The 18,112-nt window shown below is 70.3% G+C and carries 21 protein-coding genes; 15 read left to right on the top strand and 6 right to left on the bottom strand.

The genetic code is table 11. The features are described 5' to 3' along the window. Positions 1-47: 47 nt before the first annotated feature. Positions 48-698 (bottom strand): 2-phospho-L-lactate guanylyltransferase, encoded by a 651-nt coding sequence (cofC, locus tag NBY69_RS00670; RefSeq protein ID WP_250297579.1) that lies wholly within the window; start codon positions 696-698, stop codon positions 48-50. 140 nt (positions 699-838) lie between these two features. Between cofC and NBY69_RS00665 the strand changes: the two genes are divergently transcribed. From NBY69_RS00665 to NBY69_RS00655, 3 genes are read left to right on the top strand one after another with little or no spacing between them, the layout of a single operon-like run. Beyond that, positions 839-1,591: a 1-acyl-sn-glycerol-3-phosphate acyltransferase gene (locus NBY69_RS00665; RefSeq protein ID WP_250297577.1), complete on the top strand. Its 753-nt coding sequence runs from the start codon at positions 839-841 to the stop codon at positions 1,589-1,591. Continuing rightward, a complete protein-coding gene (locus NBY69_RS00660; RefSeq protein ID WP_250297575.1) occupies positions 1,588-2,589 on the top strand; it encodes an NAD(P)H-dependent glycerol-3-phosphate dehydrogenase in 1,002 nt (333 codons plus the stop codon). Before NBY69_RS00665 ends, NBY69_RS00660 begins: the two co-directional genes overlap by 4 nt. A gap of 35 nt (positions 2,590-2,624) precedes the next feature. Beyond that, positions 2,625-3,788, top strand: a complete 1,164-nt coding sequence (locus NBY69_RS00655) for a D-alanine--D-alanine ligase family protein (RefSeq protein ID WP_250297573.1) — start codon at positions 2,625-2,627, stop codon at positions 3,786-3,788. A gap of 57 nt (positions 3,789-3,845) precedes the next feature. Here the strand turns inward: NBY69_RS00655 and NBY69_RS00650 are convergent, their stop codons facing one another. Both NBY69_RS00650 and NBY69_RS00645 read right to left on the bottom strand, forming a co-directional pair. Further along, entirely contained in the window at positions 3,846-4,316 is a 471-nt protein-coding gene (locus tag NBY69_RS00650; protein WP_250297572.1) for a DUF3515 domain-containing protein, read from the bottom strand. A 20-nt stretch (positions 4,317-4,336) separates the two neighbouring features. After that, positions 4,337-4,570, bottom strand: coding sequence for an Lrp/AsnC family transcriptional regulator (locus NBY69_RS00645; RefSeq protein WP_250297571.1), 234 nt, complete (start codon positions 4,568-4,570; stop codon positions 4,337-4,339). 326 nt (positions 4,571-4,896) lie between these two features. Between NBY69_RS00645 and NBY69_RS00640 the strand changes: the two genes are divergently transcribed. Both NBY69_RS00640 and thiD read left to right on the top strand, forming a co-directional pair. Further along, the gene (locus NBY69_RS00640; protein ID WP_250297569.1) at positions 4,897-5,862 is read left to right on the top strand and encodes a thiamine-phosphate kinase; all 966 of its coding nucleotides are present in this window, start codon (positions 4,897-4,899) and stop codon (positions 5,860-5,862) included. Beyond that, positions 5,832-6,653 carry a bifunctional hydroxymethylpyrimidine kinase/phosphomethylpyrimidine kinase gene (gene thiD, locus NBY69_RS00635; RefSeq protein WP_374211174.1) on the top strand — a complete coding sequence of 274 codons (822 nt, stop codon included), beginning with the start codon at positions 5,832-5,834 and terminating at the stop codon, positions 6,651-6,653. The genes NBY69_RS00640 and thiD overlap by 31 nt, the downstream gene beginning before the upstream one ends. 110 nt (positions 6,654-6,763) lie before the next feature. On the opposite strand, the gene rpmB is transcribed toward thiD, so the two are convergent. Then, a complete protein-coding gene (gene rpmB / locus NBY69_RS00630) occupies positions 6,764-6,949 on the bottom strand; it encodes a 50S ribosomal protein L28 (RefSeq protein WP_028426177.1) in 186 nt (61 codons plus the stop codon). 234 nt (positions 6,950-7,183) lie between these two features. On the opposite strand from rpmB, the gene NBY69_RS00625 reads away from it, so the two are divergent. The 9 genes from NBY69_RS00625 (at position 7,184) to mutM (ending at position 16,274) form a co-directional block, all read left to right on the top strand. Then, a complete protein-coding gene (locus tag NBY69_RS00625; RefSeq protein WP_250297567.1) occupies positions 7,184-8,821 on the top strand; it encodes a DAK2 domain-containing protein in 1,638 nt (545 codons plus the stop codon). Between the two features lie 139 nt (positions 8,822-8,960). Beyond that, positions 8,961-11,156 (top strand): ATP-dependent DNA helicase RecG, encoded by a 2,196-nt coding sequence (gene recG / locus NBY69_RS00620; RefSeq protein ID WP_250297565.1) that lies wholly within the window; start codon positions 8,961-8,963, stop codon positions 11,154-11,156. Positions 11,157-11,214: 58 nt separating this feature from the next. After that, entirely contained in the window at positions 11,215-11,799 is a 585-nt protein-coding gene (gene rsmD / locus NBY69_RS00615) for a 16S rRNA (guanine(966)-N(2))-methyltransferase RsmD (protein WP_250297564.1), read from the top strand. A 26-nt stretch (positions 11,800-11,825) separates the two neighbouring features. Next, a complete protein-coding gene (gene coaD, locus NBY69_RS00610; RefSeq protein WP_250297613.1) occupies positions 11,826-12,308 on the top strand; it encodes a pantetheine-phosphate adenylyltransferase in 483 nt (160 codons plus the stop codon). Positions 12,309-12,404: 96 nt separating this feature from the next. After that, positions 12,405-13,502 carry a cell division initiation protein gene (locus tag NBY69_RS00605; RefSeq protein WP_250297562.1) on the top strand — a complete coding sequence of 366 codons (1,098 nt, stop codon included), beginning with the start codon at positions 12,405-12,407 and terminating at the stop codon, positions 13,500-13,502. 169 nt (positions 13,503-13,671) lie between these two features. Then, complete coding sequence (locus NBY69_RS00600; protein WP_250297612.1) at positions 13,672-14,316, top strand: DUF177 domain-containing protein; 645 nt, start codon at positions 13,672-13,674, stop codon at positions 14,314-14,316. Positions 14,317-14,318: 2 nt separating this feature from the next. Beyond that, positions 14,319-14,492 (top strand): 50S ribosomal protein L32, encoded by a 174-nt coding sequence (gene rpmF / locus NBY69_RS00595; protein WP_250297561.1) that lies wholly within the window; start codon positions 14,319-14,321, stop codon positions 14,490-14,492. A 19-nt stretch (positions 14,493-14,511) separates the two neighbouring features. Beyond that, entirely contained in the window at positions 14,512-15,315 is an 804-nt protein-coding gene (gene rnc, locus NBY69_RS00590) for a ribonuclease III (RefSeq protein WP_250297559.1), read from the top strand. A gap of 98 nt (positions 15,316-15,413) precedes the next feature. Further along, complete coding sequence (mutM, locus tag NBY69_RS00585) at positions 15,414-16,274, top strand: bifunctional DNA-formamidopyrimidine glycosylase/DNA-(apurinic or apyrimidinic site) lyase (protein WP_250297558.1); 861 nt, start codon at positions 15,414-15,416, stop codon at positions 16,272-16,274. A gap of 65 nt (positions 16,275-16,339) precedes the next feature. Here mutM and NBY69_RS00580 read toward each other — a convergent pair whose 3' ends face one another. Next, the gene (locus NBY69_RS00580; RefSeq protein ID WP_250297557.1) at positions 16,340-16,753 is read right to left on the bottom strand and encodes a helix-turn-helix domain-containing protein; all 414 of its coding nucleotides are present in this window, start codon (positions 16,751-16,753) and stop codon (positions 16,340-16,342) included. 32 nt (positions 16,754-16,785) lie between these two features. Then, positions 16,786-17,691, bottom strand: coding sequence for a CAP domain-containing protein (locus NBY69_RS00575; RefSeq protein WP_250297556.1), 906 nt, complete (start codon positions 17,689-17,691; stop codon positions 16,786-16,788). 133 nt (positions 17,692-17,824) lie between these two features. Between NBY69_RS00575 and NBY69_RS00570 the strand changes: the two genes are divergently transcribed. Continuing rightward, entirely contained in the window at positions 17,825-18,106 is a 282-nt protein-coding gene (locus tag NBY69_RS00570) for an acylphosphatase (protein ID WP_250297555.1), read from the top strand. The last annotated feature ends 6 nt before the right edge of the window (positions 18,107-18,112 follow it).

Raw genomic sequence — 18,112 nt, 5'->3', positions numbered from 1 at the left:
GACCTGGTGCGCGACAGAGGTCGGGCTGCCGGCGCCGGCCCGGACCGTCACCCCGCCGTGGCCGCGTACCGTACGGCCGTGTGCGGGCCGAGGCCCAGGGCCACCGCGGCCAGCAGATCGTCCCCGGTGTCCACGTCCTGGCGCACCGAACGGACGTCATCGAGAAGTATTTCCACCGCTCCCGACGCGGAATGCCGGGCCCGTGAAAGGCCACCGAAAGCCGGGATCAATTCCGTGCCCGGCGTCGCTGTCAGTAAAGTCGTGCCGATTCCCGCGGCGTCCGTCAGAAATGCGCGGGGAAAATCAGCGGCCCGTTCGAGTACCCGCAGCAATTCCTCCGGGCGCAGCGCCGGAAGATCGGCATTCAGTGCTGCCACGGCCGCACCGGGGCGCAGCGCACGGACCGAACGCGCACCGTGCGCCAGCGCCGGGTTGAGCCCGCTCGCGGAGATATCCGGCACAATCCGGGCACCCAGTGCGGCCAGTTCCACCGCGGCCAGTGCGTCGTTGGTGACGACGGCCACATCACGTACCGCGGAACAAGCCAGCGCCGCCGCCACCGTGTCCTGCGCGAAGGCCAGCGCGAGCCCCGGGCGCACCGCGTCGGACGCCGCCGGTGCGAGTCTGCTCTTCGCCAGCGCCAGGGGCTTCAGGGGTACCACCAGGGACCAGTTGACGGTCCGATCCATGTTCGGCATCGGCCCCATTGTGGCCTGAGCCCGCGATACCGGGCGGGCCGGGCCGGGCGTACGGTGTTCTCGACAGAGCAGGGGCCTGGGGCGAGACGTGACGTGTTCGACAGCCAGGCAGAGTTGAGGTCCTAGTGGAAGGTGTCCGGGTGTCCCGCCGCAGAATCGGCTTCTGGTACCGCCTCGCGGCGGTCATTGCTAAACCGCCGTTGCTGGTTCTGTTCAAGCGGGACTGGAGCGGAATGGAGCACATGCCGGAGGACGGCGGCTTTATCACCGCGGTCAATCACAACTCGTATCTCGACATGTTCTCCTACGGTCACTTCCAGTACAACACGGGCAAGGTGCCCCGCTTCCTGGCGAAGGCGGCGCTGTTCAAGGTCCCGGTGGTCGGGATGCTGCTGCGCGGTACCGGGCAGATCCCGGTCTACCGCGAGTCCTCCAACGCCTTCGGTGCTTTCCGGGCCGCTGTGGACGCCGTGCAGCGTGGTGAGTGCGTCGCCTTCTACCCCGAGGGCACCCTCACCCGCGACCCCGGCCAGTGGCCGATGACCGCGAAGAACGGGGTGGCGCGGGCCGCGCTGCTCACCAGGGCGCCGGTCATTCCGGTGGCCCAGTGGGGCGCCAACCTGGCCATGCCGCCGTACGCCACCGAGAAGAAGGTCCGCTTCTTCCCGCGCAAGACGCTGGAGGTGAAGGCCGGACCGCCGGTCGACCTCAGCCGGTTCGACGGCGTGGAACCCACCCCCGAGGTGCTCCGGGAGGCGACCGAGACCATCATGGCCGCTGTCACCGCCCTGTTGGAGGAGCTGCGCGGGGAGAAGGCGCCCGCCGAACCGTACGACCACCGCAAGGCCCGCGCAACAGCGCGGCGCAAGGCCGCAGGAGAGGGCACCAAGTGACGCGAGTAGCCGTCTTCGGCAGTGGATCCTGGGGCACGGCCTTCGCCGTCGTCCTGGCCGACGCGGGCTGTGACGTGACCCTCTGGGGGCGTCGCGCCGGTCTCGTCGACGCCATCAACACCACCCGGACCAACCCCGACTACCTGCCGGGGATCGAACTCCCCGCGACGGTACGGGCCACCACGGACCCCGCGGAGGCCGCCCGCGACGCCGAGTTCACGGTGCTCACCGTGCCCTCGCAGACGCTGCGCGCCAACCTCACGGACTGGGCGCACCTGCTGCACCCCGGCACCGTCCTCGTCTCGCTGATGAAGGGCGTCGAACTCGGCACGGCCAAGCGGATGAGCGAGGTGATCGAGGAGGTCGCCAAGGTCCCCGCAGAGCGTGTCGCCGTACTCACCGGGCCCAACCTCGCCCGGGAGGTCGCCGGCCGCATGCCCGCCGCCGCCGTGGTCGCCTGCCAGGACGAAGCGGTGGCCCGGCGCATCCAGGCCGCCTGCCACACGTCGTACTTCCGCCCGTACACCAACACCGACGTCGTCGGCTGTGAACTCGGCGGCGCCGTCAAGAACGTGATCGGTCTCGCCGTCGGGATCGCCGACGGCATGGGCCTGGGCGACAACGCCAAGGGATCGCTGATCACCCGCGGCCTGGCCGAGACCACCCGGCTCGGGCTGGCGATGGGCGCGGACCCGCTGACCTTCTCCGGCCTCGCGGGCCTGGGCGATCTGGTCGCCACCTGTTCGTCACCGCTCTCGCGCAACCACACCTTCGGCACCAACCTCGGCCGTGGCATGACGCTCCAGGAGGCCATCGCGGCCACCAGCCAGACGGCCGAAGGCGTCAAGTCCTGTGAGTCGGTGGCCGATCTGGCCCGGCGACACGACGTCGAAATGCCGCTCACGGAAACCGTTGTGGACATCGTCCACAACGGGAAGGCGCCGGTCGTCGCGCTGAAGGAACTGATGTCGCGCAGCGCCAAGGCCGAGCGACGCTGAACTCGGCACGTACCAGCAGGTACCCTCAACGCGATATGAGCAGCGAGAACTCCTCCCAGAGCCTTGAGCAGCAGCGTCGTAAGCCGCGTGTGGCGGTCGTCTTCGGCGGGCGCAGCTCCGAACACGCCATCTCGGTGGTCACCGCGGGCGCGGTGCTGCGCGCCATCGACCGTACGAAGTACGACGTGCTGCCCATCGGCATCACGACGGACGGCCGCTGGGCGCTGACCGCGGACGATCCCGACCGGATGGCCATCACCGACCGCACCCTGCCGACGGTGGCCGAGATCGCCGAGCCCATCGAGGGCGGCGTGGTGCTCTCCGTCGACCCCGGCAACCGTGAGGTCGTCTACAGCGAGCCGGGCTCGGTGCCCAAGGCGCTGGGCGACGTCGACGTGGTCTTCCCGGTACTGCACGGTCCGTACGGCGAGGACGGCACCCTGCAGGGTCTGCTGGAACTCTCCGGTGTGCCCTACGTCGGCGCGGGCGTGCTCGCCTCCGCCGTCGGCCAGGACAAGGAGTACATGAAGCGGGTGTTCATCTCCTTCGGGCTGCCGGTCGGCCCGTACGAGGTGATCCGGCCCCGCGAGTGGAGCCGGGACCCCGCCGCTGCCCGCAAGAAGATCGTGGACTTCGCCGGTGAGCACGGCTGGCCGCTCTTCGTGAAGCCCGCCCGGGGCGGTTCCTCGATGGGCATCACCAAGGTCGACTCGTTGGCGGGCCTGGACGACGCCGTCGAGGAGGCGCAGCGCCACGACCCGAAGGTGCTCGTCGAGTCGCTGCTGCGCGGCCGTGAGATCGAGTGCGGGGTGCTGGAGTTCCCGGACGGACCGCGGGCCAGCGTGCCCGCCGAGATCCCGCCGGTCACCGCGCACGACTTCTACGACTTCGAGGCGAAGTACATCCCCGGGGAGTCCGCGGCCGGTCTGGTGCCCGCGCCGCTGACCGCCGAGCAGACCGCCGAGGTGCAGCGGCTCGCGGTCGAGGCGTTCGACGCGGTGTCCTGCGAGGGCCTGGTGCGCGCCGACTTCTTCCTCACCGAGGACGGCGGGTTCGTCATCAACGAGATCAACACGATGCCGGGGTTCACCCCGATCTCCATGTACCCGCGGATGTGGCAGGAGAGCGGCGTCAGCTACCAGGAGCTGGTGGACCGGCTGATCCAGGCCGCGCTCGACCGCTCGACAGGGCTGCGCTGAGCAGGGCTTGCCGCCGGGCCGTCCGGTCCGGCGGGGCCCGGCGGTCCGGGACAGGTTCTAGAGGCTGGACGGATCCGTCTTCTTGATGGCGCTCGCGAAGTCGGAGAGCGGGGTGACGTCATGGGCGTACTTCTGCCCCAGGGTCACCTCGACGTAGGCCTTGCGGTAGGTGGTCGTGAACCGCGGGCCGTCGGCCCGCTGTTCCAGCATCCAGTTGACCCCGTCCGCCTCGACCGCCTTGGCCTGCGGATCGTCCATCCCGTCGGGGCGCGGGACACCGCAGCGCAGTACGATCGCCGCATCCCCCCATCCCGCGGTCAGTTCGGACTTCGGCGCCAGCTCGGAGCGGTTCTGCCCCGCGACGGTCTTCGGCAGCTCCTTGTCGAGTGCCCTGCACAGCTCGACCTGGTCCGCGGGCGGCTCGGGAACCGCGACCGATGTCGCGTCGTCCGTCGATGAGCAGCCCGCGGCAGCCAGCAGCAGGGCCAGGGCGGAAAGCGTCAGGAGCCGATGGCGGGAAGACGTCACCGGCCCAGCGTAGACGGGGGCTAGATGTGCACGACCGGGCAGGTCAGGGTTCGTGTGATGCCGTCCACTTGCTGGACCTTGGCGACCACCATGCGGCCGAGTTCGTCGACCGTGTCGGACTGCGCCCGGACGATCACGTCGTAGGGGCCGGTCACGTCCTCGGCCTGGATCACCCCGGGGATCTTGCCGACGAGCTCGGCGACGGCGGTCGCCTTGCCCACTTCGGTCTGGATGAGGATGTACGCCTGTACCACGGAACCTCCAAGGCGGCCACGAGGATCATGTGGGGGATAAAGGGACGCCACGGTATCGCGTCGTTCCGGGCAGCGGGGAGACCTGCGCGCCCGGCAGTGCCACGCGTTCGGGGCGTATGGGATACAGGGTTGACGTACCCGATTGACGGTACCTACAGCAGTGACGGCCCGCGACCGCGAGTGGACCGGGGCCGAAGGGGTACGGCGATGCGCTGTCCGCACGGGGACGCCGTCCCCTGCCGGGACCGCGCCCGGGGCCCCGGCGGGAAACAGCCGACAAGCAGGCCGGACCTGATGTCCGGGATCACGATGAGAGGCGAGGGGCGATGAAGGGCACTGTGGGGGAGCTCGGGGAGTTCGGGCTGATCAGAGAGCTCACCTCCCGGCTCACGACCACGCCGGCGGTACGGCTGGGACCGGGCGACGACGCCGCGGTCGTGGCCGCACCCGACCGGCGGGTGGTCGCCAGCACGGACATCCTGCTCGAAGGGCGGCATTTCCGCCGGGACTGGTCCACGGCGTACGACGTGGGCCGCAAGGCCGCCGCGCAGAACCTGGCGGACATCGCGGCCATGGGCGCGGTGCCCACCGCGATTCTGCTGGGCCTGGTGGTGCCCGCCGAACTCCCGGTCACCTGGCCGACCGAGCTGATGGACGGCATCCGCGACGAGTGCCAGGTGGCCGGCGCGGCCGTGGTCGGCGGTGATGTCGTACGCGGCGAGACCATCACCGTCTCCATCACCGCCCTCGGTGACCTCCGCAACCACGAGCCGGTCACCAGATCCGGAGCCATGCCCGGCGATGTCGTCGCCGTCACCGGGTGGTTGGGCTGGTCGGCCGCCGGTTACGCGGTGCTCTCCCGCGGATTCCGCTCGCCGCGCGCCTTCGTCGAGGCGCACCGTCGCCCCGAACCGCCGTACCACGCGGGCCCCGCGGCTGCCGGACTCGGCGCCACCGCGATGACCGACGTCAGCGACGGGCTGGTCGCCGACCTCGGTCACATCGCCGAGGCCAGCAAGGTCCGGATCGACCTGCGGGCCGGGCTGATCGATGTCCCGACCCAGATGAGCGACATCGGCCAGGCGGTCGGTGTCGACCCGCTCCAGTGGGTGCTCACCGGGGGAGAGGACCACGCGATCGTGGCGACCTTCCCGCCGGACGTGAAGCTGCCCGCCCGCTGGAAGGTGATCGGCGAGGTGCTCAACCCGTCGGCGCTGCCCCATGTGACGGTCGACGGAGCGCCGTGGACCAGCAAGGGCGGCTGGGACCACTTCGGGGACGACCCCTCGTGACGGCGCCCCCGCTGGTCCTCACCGTCGCCGGATCGGACTCCGGCGGCGGTGCGGGTATCCAGGCCGACCTGAAGACGATGCTGGCGCTGGGCGTGCACGGGATGAGCGTGCTCACCGCGGTCACCGCACAGAACTCGCTGGGTGTGCACGGGGCGTGGGAGCTGCCCGCAGACGCCGTACGCGCCCAGTACCGGGCCGTGGTCGACGACATCGGCGTGCAGGCGGTGAAGACCGGAATGCTGTCGTCAGCCGAACTCGTCGAGACGGTCGCCGCGCTGCTGTCCGGGACGGACGCCCCGGTGGTCGTCGATCCGGTGGGGATCTCCAAGCACGGGGATCCGCTGCTCGCGGCGGAGGCGCTCGAATCCGTACGGACCGAGCTGCTGCCCACGGCGACGGTCGCGACGCCCAACCTGGACGAAGTGACCCAGCTCACCGGCGTACGGGTGGAGTCGGAGGCGGACCTGCCACGGGCGGCGGCGGCCGTACTGGCCCACGGCCCGAAGTGGGTGCTGATCAAGGGCGGCCATCTCGCGGGCGACGCGGTCGATCTGCTGACGGACGGCGGCGAGGAGCACTGGCTGCGGGCGCCCCGCTACGACAACCGCCATACGCACGGCACCGGGTGCACGCTGGCCTCGGCGGTCGCCTCGTATCTGGCGCACGGCCGTGCCGTACCCGACGCGGTCGTCGCGGCCAAGGAGTACGTCACGGGTGCCATCGCGGCCGGCTTCCCGCTGGGGGCCGGCATCGGCCCGGTGGACCACGGCTGGCGGCTGCGCTCCGCGTAGACGGCGTGCGGGCATGAGACAGCGTGCGGGCATGAGAAAAGCCGGTCCACCGAGGTGGACCGGCTTTTCAAGGCAACCGCAAGGGGCTGCGCAACGACGAACCGTCGGCGTTAGCGCGAGACCTTGCCGGCCTTGATGCACGATGTGCAGACGTTGAGCCGCTTCGGCGTCCGACCGACCACGGCACGCACGCGCTGGATGTTGGGATTCCAGCGACGCGGCGTACGGCGGTGCGAGTGCGAAATACTATTGCCGAAGCCCGGCCCCTTGCCGCAGACGTCGCAGTTGGCAGCCACGGGTCACTCCAAAGACTTCAGATGCACTTACAGTGAATTCCGGCGCGCCGGAATCATTAACTGAAGTGGCGGTACCGGGGGAATGGCCCGATTCTCATCGGGCAACCGAAGCAGCATACAACGACTGCGTCGGTAGAACGAAACTACCATGACCCGCACCGCTCCCTTCCCGGCAGCCTCTCCCGGACCCGGGTCTACCCTGCGGTGCAACCCCGCTGCTCAAGGAGGCTCCAGGTGCCGCAGCTGCCCGACGAGATGGACGCCGTCGTGGTCCGCACCTGGTGCTCACTGGCGCTCGAAGCGCTGGGCAGGGACCGCGAGGAGATCGACGCGATCAACGTCTATCCGGTCGCGGACGGGGACACCGGCACCAACCTGTACCTGACCGTGGAATCCGCTGCTCAGGCGGTGGAAGCGGTCTTCACCGCGCACGGGACCGTGGACGGCGCATCCGCTCCCGCGCTGGCCGACGCGATGGGGGCCATGGCGCACGGCGCGCTCATCGGCGCCCGGGGCAACTCGGGGACGATCCTGGCCCAGTTGCTGCGCGGCATGGCCGAGGTCCTCGGTACTCCGGCAGGTGACGATGATCACTCACAACTGCTGAGCGCCGCACTTCGCCGGGCGGCCGAATCGGCGTACCAGGCGGTCGCCCACCCCGTGGAGGGCACCGTCCTGACGGTGGCCACGGCAGCGGCCGAGGCGGCCGTCGTGGCCGGTGGCTCGGGAGGCGGCTGTACGGCGGTCGCGCGCGCGGCCCACGAGGGGGCGCGCGCGGCACTGGACGCGACCCCCGGACAACTGGCCGTGCTCGGGCGTGCGGGCGTGGTGGACGCGGGCGGGCGCGGCCTGGTCGATGTGCTCGCCGCGCTGGCCGGGGCGTTCTCCGGCGAGGCCCCGGTGGCCGAGCGGCGGCGGGCCGCGCCGGTCCTGCCACCCCACTTCACCGAGGACTGCCCGGCCGACGGCGGACCGGCCTTCGAGGTGATCTACCTCCTGGAGGCGGCGGACGACGCGGTGGCCCGGCTCCGTACCCGGCTCGACGCGCTCGGTGACTCACTCGTCGTCGTCGGCGGCGACGGTCTCTGGAACGTCCATGTGCACGTGAACGACGCGGGGGCGGCCGTGGAGGCCGGGGTCGACGCAGGACGCCCCTACCGGATCCGCATCACCCACTTCGGCTCCGCCGGAACACCCGAGCGCGAACAGGTACAGCGCGCGGTCGTCGCGGTCGTGCCCGGCGAAGGCCTGGCAGGGCTGTGCCGGGAGGCGGGCGCGACCACGGTGCTCGCCCGCCCCGGGGAGCCGCCCGCGAGCGGCGAACTGGTCGACGCGATCCGGCGCGCACACGCCCGGGAGGTCGTCCTGCTGCCCAACGACGCGGCGCTGCGGCACACGGCCGCCGCGGCGGCGGAACAGGTCAGGGCGGAGGGCGTACGGGTGGCGCTCGTCCCCACCCGGGCGGCTGTCCAGGGAGTCGCGGCCCTGGCCGTGCACGAGCCCGAACGCCGCTTCGACGAGGACGTGGTCGCCATGACGGCCGCGGCGGGCGCCACCCGCTACGCCGAACTGGCCGTCGCCGAGCGGCAGTCCTGGACGAGCGCGGGGATCTGCCAGGCGGGCGACGTACTGGGCCTGATCGACGGCGATGTCGCCGTGATCGGGGCGGACCTGGCCACGACGGCGGAGACGGTGCTGCACCGGATGCTGTCCGCAGGCGGCGAACTGGTCACGCTGGTACTGGGCGACGGGGTGCCGGTGGCTGTCGCCGACCGGCTGGAGGCGTTCGTACGGGGCGGGCACCTGGCGGTCGACACGGTGGTCTACGACGGCGGCGTGCAGGCGGCGCCGCTGCTCATCGGCGTGGAGTAGGCGCAGTGGGCGGAGCGGCACGGAGCCCGGCCCGCCGCCCCGCCCCCGCACCCCCCGTCCCCGCATCCCCCCGTCCCCGCATCCCCCCGTCCCCGCACCCCGCGCCGGGAACCACCCGCTGTCACACCCATGGTGTGCAATGGACCTTGTGCCCGCGCTCGACGAACCACTCAAGAACACGCTCGGAGCCCCCACCGCGAAGGTGATGGCCGAGCACCTCGACCTGCACACGGTCGGCGACCTCCTGCACCACTACCCCCGCAGATACGCGGAGCGTGGCGAGCTGACCCCGCTCGCCGAACTGCCCCTGGACGAACACGTCACCGTCTTCGCGCAGGTCGCCGACGCCCGGGTGCTGACCTTCAACCAGGGCAGGGGCAAGCGTCTGGAGGTGAACATCACCGACGGGAGCGGCCGTCTCCAGCTCGTCTTCTTCGGCAAGGGCATCCACAAGCCGCACAAGGAGCTGCTTCCCGGCCGTCGTGCGATGTTCGCGGGCAAGGTCTCCAAGTTCAACCAGAAGCTCCAGCTCGCCCACCCCACGTACGAGCTGCTGGACGACGACACCGACGCGGACGCCGTGGAGGCCTGGGCGAACGAACTGATCCCCATCTACCCCGCCTGCAAGGGCCTGGAGTCCTGGAAGATCGCCAAAGCGGTCTCCGCGGTGCTGCCCAGCGCCCGGGAGGCCGCCGATCCGCTGCCGCCCGCGCTGCGCGACGGACGGGGGCTGACCACGCTGCCCGAGGCGCTGCTGAAGGTCCACCGCCCGCAGTCCAGGGCCGATGTCGCCGTGGCACGGGACCGGCTGAAGTGGGACGAGGCATTCGTCCTCCAGGTCGCGCTCGCCCGACGGCGGCACGCCGAGACCCAACTGCCCGCCGTGGCAAGGAAACCCGTACCGGGCGGGCTGCTCGACGCCTTCGACGCCAAGCTGCCGTTCACCCTCACCGAAGGGCAGCAGAAGGTCAGCGCGGAGATCTTCGGCGAGCTCGCGGCCGAGCATCCGATGCACCGCCTGCTCCAGGGCGAGGTCGGTTCCGGGAAGACGATGGTCGCGCTGCGGGCCATGCTCGCGGTGGTCGACGCGGGCGGTCAGGCCGCGATGCTCGCGCCCACCGAAGTGCTCGCGCAGCAGCACCACCGGTCCATCACCGAGATGATGGGCGAGCTGGCCGAGGGCGGGACACTGGGCGGCGCCGAGGAGTCCACCAAGGTGGTCCTGCTGACCGGCTCCATGGGGGTGCCCGCCCGCCGCAGGGCGCTGCTCGACCTGGTCACCGGCGAGGCCGGGCTCGTCATCGGGACGCACGCGCTGATCGAGGACAAGGTGCAGTTCCACGACCTGGGCCTGGTGGTCGTCGACGAGCAGCACCGGTTCGGGGTGGAGCAGCGCGACGCCCTGCGCGGCAAGGGCAAGCAGCCGCCGCACCTGCTCGTCATGACGGCGACGCCCATTCCCCGCACGGTCGCGATGACGGTGTTCGGCGACCTGGAGACCTCGGTCCTCGACCAGCTTCCGGCGGGCCGCTCGCCGATCGCCACCCACGTCGTACCGGCCAAGGACAAGCCGCACTTCCTGGCCCGCGCCTGGGAGCGGGTGCGCGAAGAGGTGGAGAACGGACACCAGGCCTACATCGTGTGCCCGCGCATCGGGGACGGCGAGGACGAGCCGAAGAACAAGAAGCGGGCCGCCGGGGACGAGCCGGAGGCGGACAAACGGCCGCCGCTCGCCGTGGTGGACATCGCCGGACAGCTTTCCGGGGGCCCGCTGAAGGGACTGCGCATCGAGATGCTGCACGGCCGGATGGCGCCCGACGACAAGGACGACGTGATGCGCCGTTTCGCCGCGGGGGAGGTGGACGTGCTGGTCGCCACGACCGTCATCGAGGTCGGCGTCAACGTCCCCAATGCCACCGCCATGGTGATCATGGACGCTGACCGGTTCGGCGTATCCCAGCTGCACCAGCTGCGCGGCCGGGTGGGCCGCGGCTCGGCACCCGGTCTCTGTCTGCTGGTGAGCGAGGCCCACGAGGCCGGCCCCTCCCGGGCCAGACTCAGCGCGGTGGCCGCCACGCTCGACGGCTTCGAGCTCTCCCGCATCGACCTCGAACAGCGCCGTGAGGGCGACGTGCTGGGCCAGGCGCAGTCCGGTGTGCGGTCCTCGCTGCGGATGCTCGCCGTCATCGAGGACGAGGAAGTCATCGCCGCGGCCCGTGAGGAGGCCGCCAGGGTCGTCGCCGCCGACCCCGAGCTGACGAACCTGCCCGAACTGAGGACCGCGCTGGACGCCCTCCTCGACCAGGACCGCGAGCAGTATCTCGACAAGGGCTGAGAGACTGACGGGACAGGAGCCCGACCAGGACTGACTCCGCTCACCGAGAAGGACTGAGATGACCCGCGTGATCGCCGGTACGGCCGGCGGGCGCCGCCTCGCCGTTCCGCCGGGCAACGGCACCCGCCCCACATCCGACCGCGCGCGCGAAGGGCTCTTCTCGACCTGGGAAGCGCTCCTCGGCACCCTGGAGGGGACCCGGATCGCCGATCTGTACGCGGGATCCGGCGCCGTCGGTCTGGAGGCGCTCTCCCGCGGCGCGGTGCACGCCCTGCTGGTCGAGGCCGACGTCCGGGCCGCGGCGACCGTCCGTGACAACGTACGCACCCTGGGTCTCCCCGGGGCGGAGGTACGGACGGGCAAAGCGGAGCAGATCGTGACGGGACCGGCGCCCGAAGCCCCGTACGACGTGATTTTCCTCGATCCCCCGTACGCCGTGACCGATGGCGATCTTCGCGAGATCCTGCTCACACTCCGTGCCCAGGGGTGGCTCAGCGGCGATGCCCTCGTCACGGTGGAACGGAGCACACGAGGCGGAGAATTCAAGTGGCCCAAGGGTTTTGAGCCTTTGCGGGCCCGTCGCTACGGCGAGGGCACGCTTTGGTACGGTCGCGCCGCCTTTACGTGCGAAGACGCACGATGACCGGACCCGGGAACGAGGGACTTCAGTTGCGCCGCGCCGTCTGTCCGGGGTCGTTCGACCCCATCACCAATGGACACCTCGACATCATCGCCCGAGCGTCGAAGCTGTACGACGTCGTACATGTGGCCGTGATGATCAACCAGTCGAAGCACGGTCTGTTCTCCATCGACGAGCGGATCGAGCTGATCCGTGAGGTGACCGCCGATCTCGGGAACGTCGAGGTCGAGTCCTTCCACGGCTTGCTCGTCGACTTCTGCAAGCAGCGCGACATCCCGGCCATCGTGAAGGGGCTGCGTGCCGTCAGCGACTTCGACTACGAGCTTCAGATGGCCCAGATGAACAACGGGCTCTCCGGTGTCGAGACGCTGTTCGTCCCCACCAATCCCACCTACAGCTTCCTCTCGTCCAGTCTGGTCAAAGAGGTCGCGACCTGGGGCGGAGACGTCTCGCACCTGCTGCCGTCGCTCGTCCACGAGGCCCTGGTGCAGCGCCTCGGCGAGAAGCGATGAACTGACCATGCGTCACCCGGTGTCGGGCGGGCGCCGACTGGCCGTACAGTCGTCCCCGTCCGTCTCCAGGCCGGAAGAACAGGTGGCGAGCACACGGTGGACGTGCAGAAGAAACTCGACGAGATCGTCGACACGGTCGGCAGCGCCAGGTCCATGCCCATGTCGGCCTCCTGCGTGGTCAACCGCGCCGAGTTGCTGGCGATGCTCGAAGAGATGCGCGAGGCCCTGCCGGGGTCCCTGGCGCAGGCACAGGAACTGATCGGCGGCCGCGAGCAGATGGTCGAGGAGGCCCGTATCGAGGCCGACCGGATCATCGAGGCGGCCCATGCCCATCGCGGCTCCCTGATCTCCGACACGGAGGTCGCCCGGCAGTCCCAGGACGAGGCCGACCGCGTCCTCGCGGAGGCCCGCCGGGACGCCGAGGAGATCCGCGCCGAGGCCGACGACTACGTCGACTCCAAGCTGGCGAACTTCGAGGTCGTCCTCACCAAGACCATCGGCTCCGTCGACCGCGGGCGCGAGAAGCTGCTCGGCCGCGGCCCGGGTCTGGACGAACAGGGGTACGAGGACCCGGAGGCCCCGGAGCGCAGTCACGACCCGGAGACGCTCAGGGAGCGGGCCGACGAGTACGTCGACACCAAGCTGGGCGCCTTCGAGGCCGTACTGGCCAAGACGCTCGAAGCGGTGGGGCGCGGCCGGCAGAAGCTGCACGGCCGGGTCGCCTCCGACGAGCTCGGTGTACACATGGCCGAGCAGGACGAGATGGGCCACCGGCACAGCAGCGACGCGGACTTCCTGTCGGACCTGGCCGAGCCGCAGCCGGCCGTCCCGGCTCAGCAGCCCGCGTCGATGCCCGCGCCGCTGGCGGCCCAGGCGCAGCCGGAGGCCCTTCCGCAGCGGCAGGCCGAAGTCCCGGCCCAGCAGACGTACGACCCGTACGGCTATCAGCAGCCCCAGCAGCCCCAGCAGCAGGACCCCTACGCGTACCAGCAGCAGTACGGATACCAGCAGGACCCGTACGGCTATCAGCAGCCCCAGCAGCAGGACCCCTACGCGTACCAGCAGCCCGAGCAGATCCAGCCGCAGCAGCTCCCGCAGCAGGCCCCGCAGCAGAGCGCCCTCGACGAGACCAGCCTCTTCGACACGAGCATGATCAACCTCGATCAGCTCCGCGAGTACGAACAGGGACGCTAGGAGCTTTCCGGTCCCGAAGGGGCCGATTGGGTCTATGGCGGCCGGTCCAGTATCCTGGCTCTTCGGTCGCCCGTATCTCCGCGATCCGTGCTGCCCGTTCCGATGGTCTCCGGACGGTTTCCGACGTGGCGGCGCCCTATTCTTCAGCGATCCGAAAGCAGGAAGAGCCCTGAACGCCCGCCTCGACCACCGCAACCCCCTCGTGTTCGACACACACGAGCTGGGTCGGCGTCCCGGTGCGCTCCAGCGGCTCACCCGCTCGGTCGCAGCCCCCAAGGATTTCGGTATCGAAGGGGTCATCGGAGTGCCCGAGGGCGCTCCGGTCGAAATCCAGCTCCGCCTTGAGTCGGTCATGGACGGGGTGCTTGTCACAGGCACCGCCCGTTCATCCGCCAAGGGGGAGTGCGTAAGGTGTCTGGAGCCGCTGGAGCGAGAGCTCGAAGCGGATTTCCAGGAGATGTTCTCGTACCCCGAAGCCGACGACCGGGGCCGCAGCAAGAAGGCGGACCCGGCTGACAGTGCCGACGACGAGGACGAGGAAATCACCCCACTTGAGGACGGCTTGTTCGACCTCGAACCCGTGCTGCGTGATGCGGTGGTGCTCGCACTGCCGATGCAGCCGGTGTGCCGGGAGGATTGCGCCGGCCTGTGTTCCGAATGCGGAATCAGGCTGGACGACGAACCCGGTCACCACCATGACGCCGTCGACGCACGTTGGGCGGCGCTGCAGGGACTCGTCGGGACCGGCCAGGTCGACGAGAAGGACAACGTTGACGGCGCCGAGCCTGGCGTCGACGAGAAGCAGGAGAAGTAGCCGTGGCTGTTCCGAAGCGGAAGATGTCGCGCAGCAACACGCGCCACCGCCGGTCGCAGTGGAAGGCTGCGGTCCCCACCCTGGTTACGTGTGAGCGTTGCCAGGAGCCGAAGCTCCAGCACATCGCGTGCCCGAGCTGCGGCACCTACAACAAGCGCCAGGTCCTCGAGGTCTGAGCGGCTGGTGAGAGGCGCAATGTCTGACGTCAACAAGACGGACAATGCCTCGTCCCACACGCTTCTGGAAGGGCGGCTCGGGTACACACTCGAGTCCGCCCTTCTGGTGCGTGCGCTGACCCACCGTTCGTACGCGTACGAGAACGGCGGTCTGCCCACCAACGAGCGACTGGAGTTCCTCGGGGACTCCGTGCTCGGCCTGGTGGTCACGGACACGCTCTATCGCACCCACCCCGATCTCCCGGAGGGCCAGCTGGCCAAACTCCGGGCCGCGGTGGTCAACTCGCGTGCGCTCGCAGGGGTCAGCCGTGGGCTCGAACTCGGTCTCTTCATCCGGCTCGGCCGCGGTGAAGAAGGCACGGGCGGGCGGGACAAGGCGTCCATTCTCGCCGACACCCTGGAAGCGGTGATCGGCGCCGTCTATCTCGATCAGGGCCTCGAAGCGGCATCGGAGCTGGTGCACCGGCTTTTCGACCCCCTCATCGAGTTGTCCTCCAACCTCGGCGCGGGCCTGGACTGGAAGACCAGTCTTCAGGAACTCACCGCAAGCGAAGGTCTCGGGGTTCCGGAGTACCTGGTCAGTGAGACCGGTCCGGACCACGAGAAGACCTTCACCGCTGCTGCTCGCGTCGGTGGTGTCTCGTACGGCACCGGCACCGGCCGCAGCAAGAAGGAAGCGGAACAGCAGGCGGCGGAATCCGCGTGGCGTGAGATCAGCGCCGCGGCGGAAGAGCGTGCGGTGGCGGCCAGGACCGCTGCCGACGCCCCCGAAGAGGACGCCGACACCTCTTCGGCCCCTGCCGCCGGTACGGCTTCGGCCTGACGCCGGTTCTTTCCCCGCCCGTCCCCTCACGGGGGCGGGCGGTTCCGCATGCACCGGCCATCGTCGCGTTGACCGGCCAGACCTTCGGAGGATCAGTCGTGCCCGAGTTGCCCGAGGTGGAAGTCGTCCGGCGCGGGCTGGAGCGCTGGGTCACCGACCGTACCGTCGCCGAGGTGCAGGTGCTGCACCCTCGTGCCGTACGCCGTCACACCGCGGGCGGCGAGGACTTCGCGGCGGCGCTGCGGGGCCATCGGTTCGGGGTGGCGAGCCGACGGGGGAAGTACCTCTGGCTGCCGCTGGCGGACACCGACTCCTCGGTCCTCGGCCATCTCGGGATGAGCGGACAGCTCCTCGTGCAGCCCGAGGACGCCACCGACGAGAAGCATCTGCGGATCCGTATCCGGTTCGACGACACCCTGGGCACCGAGCTGCGCTTCGTCGACCAGCGCACGTTCGGCGGGCTCTCCCTGCACCCCAACACCGCGGACGGGCTGCCGGACGTCATCGCGCACATCGCCCGCGATCCGCTGGACGAGAAGTTCGACGACGCCGCGTTCCACACGGCGCTGCGACTGCGCCGTACCACCATCAAACGCGCTCTGCTCGACCAGTCGCTGATCAGCGGGGTGGGCAACATCTACGCGGACGAGGCGCTCTGGCGCTCGCGACTGCACTACGAGCGCCCCACCGCCACCCTCACCCGCCCGCGCACCGCGGAACTCCTCGGTCACGTACGGGATGTGATGAACGAGGCGCTCGCTGTCGGCGGCACCAGCTTCGACAGCCTCTACGTCAACGTGAACGGTGAATCGGGCTACTTCGAACGGTCGCTGGACGCCTACGGGCGCGAGGACGAACCATGCCGCCGCTGTGGCACCGCCATGCGCCGCCGCCCCTGGATGAACCGGTCGAGCTACTTCTGCCCGCGCTGCCAGCGCCCACCGGCCGGCTCGCTCTAGAAGGCTCCGGCTGGAAGGCTCCGACCTGCTGGAATCCAGTGAGTGCGCTTCGGGGCCCCGGAACGCTACGCGCGCTCCTGCGGATCGCCGTGCGCCGAGTCGTACCGCCCGCGTGCTGTGAGTACTTCGTCCATCCGCCCCTCGACGAGCTCGATCAGCCCGAGCAGCCGCTCCGCGACATCGTGGCCCAGGGCCGTGAGTTCGTAGTCGACGCGGGGCGGATTGGTCGGCTGCGCCTCGCGGTGCACGAGGCCGTCACGTTCCAGCGCGTGCAGCGTCCGGGAGAGCATCTTCTCGCTGATGCCGTCGACGCGCCGGCGCAGCTCGTTGAAGCGCAAGGGGTGCTCGTGCAGGGCGCCGACCGTCAGGCTGCCCCAGCGGCCCGTGACGTTCTCCAGGGTGCCGCGCGAAGGGCACGCTCTGGCGAACACGTCGAACGGCAGGTCGGCGGCGCTGTCGTCGCGAACCGTGCTTTCCATACGGCCAGCCTACTGCGGTACCGCGCCGCGGTTCAGAAGCCGAAGTCCTGGGTCCACCAGGGACCGCCGGACCCGAAGTGCACGCCGACGCCCAGCGTCTTGAAGTCGCAGTTGAGAATGTTCGCGCGGTGGCCCGGACTGTTCATCCACGCGTTCATCACCGCGGTGGCGTCGCTCTGCCCCTTCGCTATGTTCTCGCCGCCCAGACCCGTGACCCCGGCCTTGTCGGCCCGGTCCCAGGGGGTGGCGCCGTCGGGGTCGGTGTGGTCGAAGAAGCCGCGCGCCGCCATGTCGTCGCTGAAGGCCCCGGCCAGCGCGGCGAGGTCGCCGTCGGCCTGTACGGGCCGGCAACCGGCCTGCGCCCGCTGCTGGTTGACCAGGCTCAGCACCGCTGCCGCCGCCGCGCTCTCGGAGCTGGTCGCTGCCCGGGGCCGCGCGGACTCCGTACGCTCGGGCATCGCAGTGGTGGTACGGGTCGGGGCGGCGCTGTGCGCCGCGGCCCCGCTGCTCTGCTTCGCCTTCGGGCCGGTCCGTTCCGAGGGGGAATCCGAGGGCGAACCGGAGACCTTCTCCTTACGTGGCGACGGAGCGGCCGACGGCGCGTGGGCGGAGGCCGAGCCGGTCGGGGCGGAGGGGGTGCCCGATGCAGGTGTGGCGGACGATCCGCCCTGCGTCTGGAGGTCCGGCACCCCGTCGGCGCGCACCTGGTCACTGCCGCCGGAACCGCCCACCGTGTAGGTGTCCCCGCCGGGCAGCAGCCCTGATGCCATGGCCACGGCGCCGACCGCGACGGCGGCCGACACCCCCAGCAGCCCGGTGCGTACGGGCGTGGCCTTCCGCTCCTTGCGGCGCGCGCGGCCGTGGTGCGAGCTGTCCGGGGCCGCCGGGTGGTCAGGGGCGGGCGCCGGTACGGCGGCAGAGCGACGATGGCGTCCCACAGGCGGTGCCTTCCTCAAGCTCGACGTCAACGAAATTCACCCGTACGGGTGAGGCGCATTGGGTCGGGACTGTAGTCCATGAGGCGTGGGGGCGAGGTGCGGGTGAGCCGATTGGCCGGTTAGCGTTTCGGCTATGAACGAAGATGCACGGCTTACCGCCTGGGTGCGCGGCAAGGTCCAGGGAGTGGGTTTCCGCTGGTTCACCAGGGCCAATGCGCTGGAGATCGGTGGCCTCACCGGATTCGCCCTCAATCTGGAGGACGGCAGAGTGCAGATCGTGGCCGAGGGCCCGCGCGAGAAGTGTCACCTTCTGCTGGAGTGGCTGAGGTCGTCCGACACACCCGGCAGAGTCGACGGTGTCACTGAGATCTGGGACACTCCGCGCGGTGGGTACGCGACCTTCGCGATCCGCTGACCCGGC

The sequence above is a fragment of the Streptomyces sp. A 4/2 genome (assembly GCF_940670765.1).
Classification (GTDB): domain Bacteria; phylum Actinomycetota; class Actinomycetes; order Streptomycetales; family Streptomycetaceae; genus Streptomyces.
This window is presented reverse-complemented; position numbering and strand designations above follow the sequence as displayed.

What these genes read in the sequence shown, in the direction of transcription:
- recG (WP_250297565.1), top strand. Translation starts at nt 8,961, where the DNA reads ATGGACCTTGTGCCCGCGCTCGACGAACCACTCAAGAACACGCTCGGA.
- NBY69_RS00580 (WP_250297557.1), bottom strand. Translation starts at nt 16,753, where the DNA reads ATGGAAAGCACGGTTCGCGACGACAGCGCCGCCGACCTGCCGTTCGAC.
- rnc (WP_250297559.1), top strand. Translation starts at nt 14,512, where the DNA reads ATGTCTGACGTCAACAAGACGGACAATGCCTCGTCCCACACGCTTCTG.
- NBY69_RS00655 (WP_250297573.1), top strand. Translation starts at nt 2,625, where the DNA reads ATGAGCAGCGAGAACTCCTCCCAGAGCCTTGAGCAGCAGCGTCGTAAG.
- rsmD (WP_250297564.1), top strand. Translation starts at nt 11,215, where the DNA reads ATGACCCGCGTGATCGCCGGTACGGCCGGCGGGCGCCGCCTCGCCGTT.
- cofC (WP_250297579.1), bottom strand. Translation starts at nt 698, where the DNA reads ATGCCGAACATGGATCGGACCGTCAACTGGTCCCTGGTGGTACCCCTG.
- NBY69_RS00570 (WP_250297555.1), top strand. Translation starts at nt 17,825, where the DNA reads ATGAACGAAGATGCACGGCTTACCGCCTGGGTGCGCGGCAAGGTCCAG.
- NBY69_RS00640 (WP_250297569.1), top strand. Translation starts at nt 4,897, where the DNA reads ATGAAGGGCACTGTGGGGGAGCTCGGGGAGTTCGGGCTGATCAGAGAG.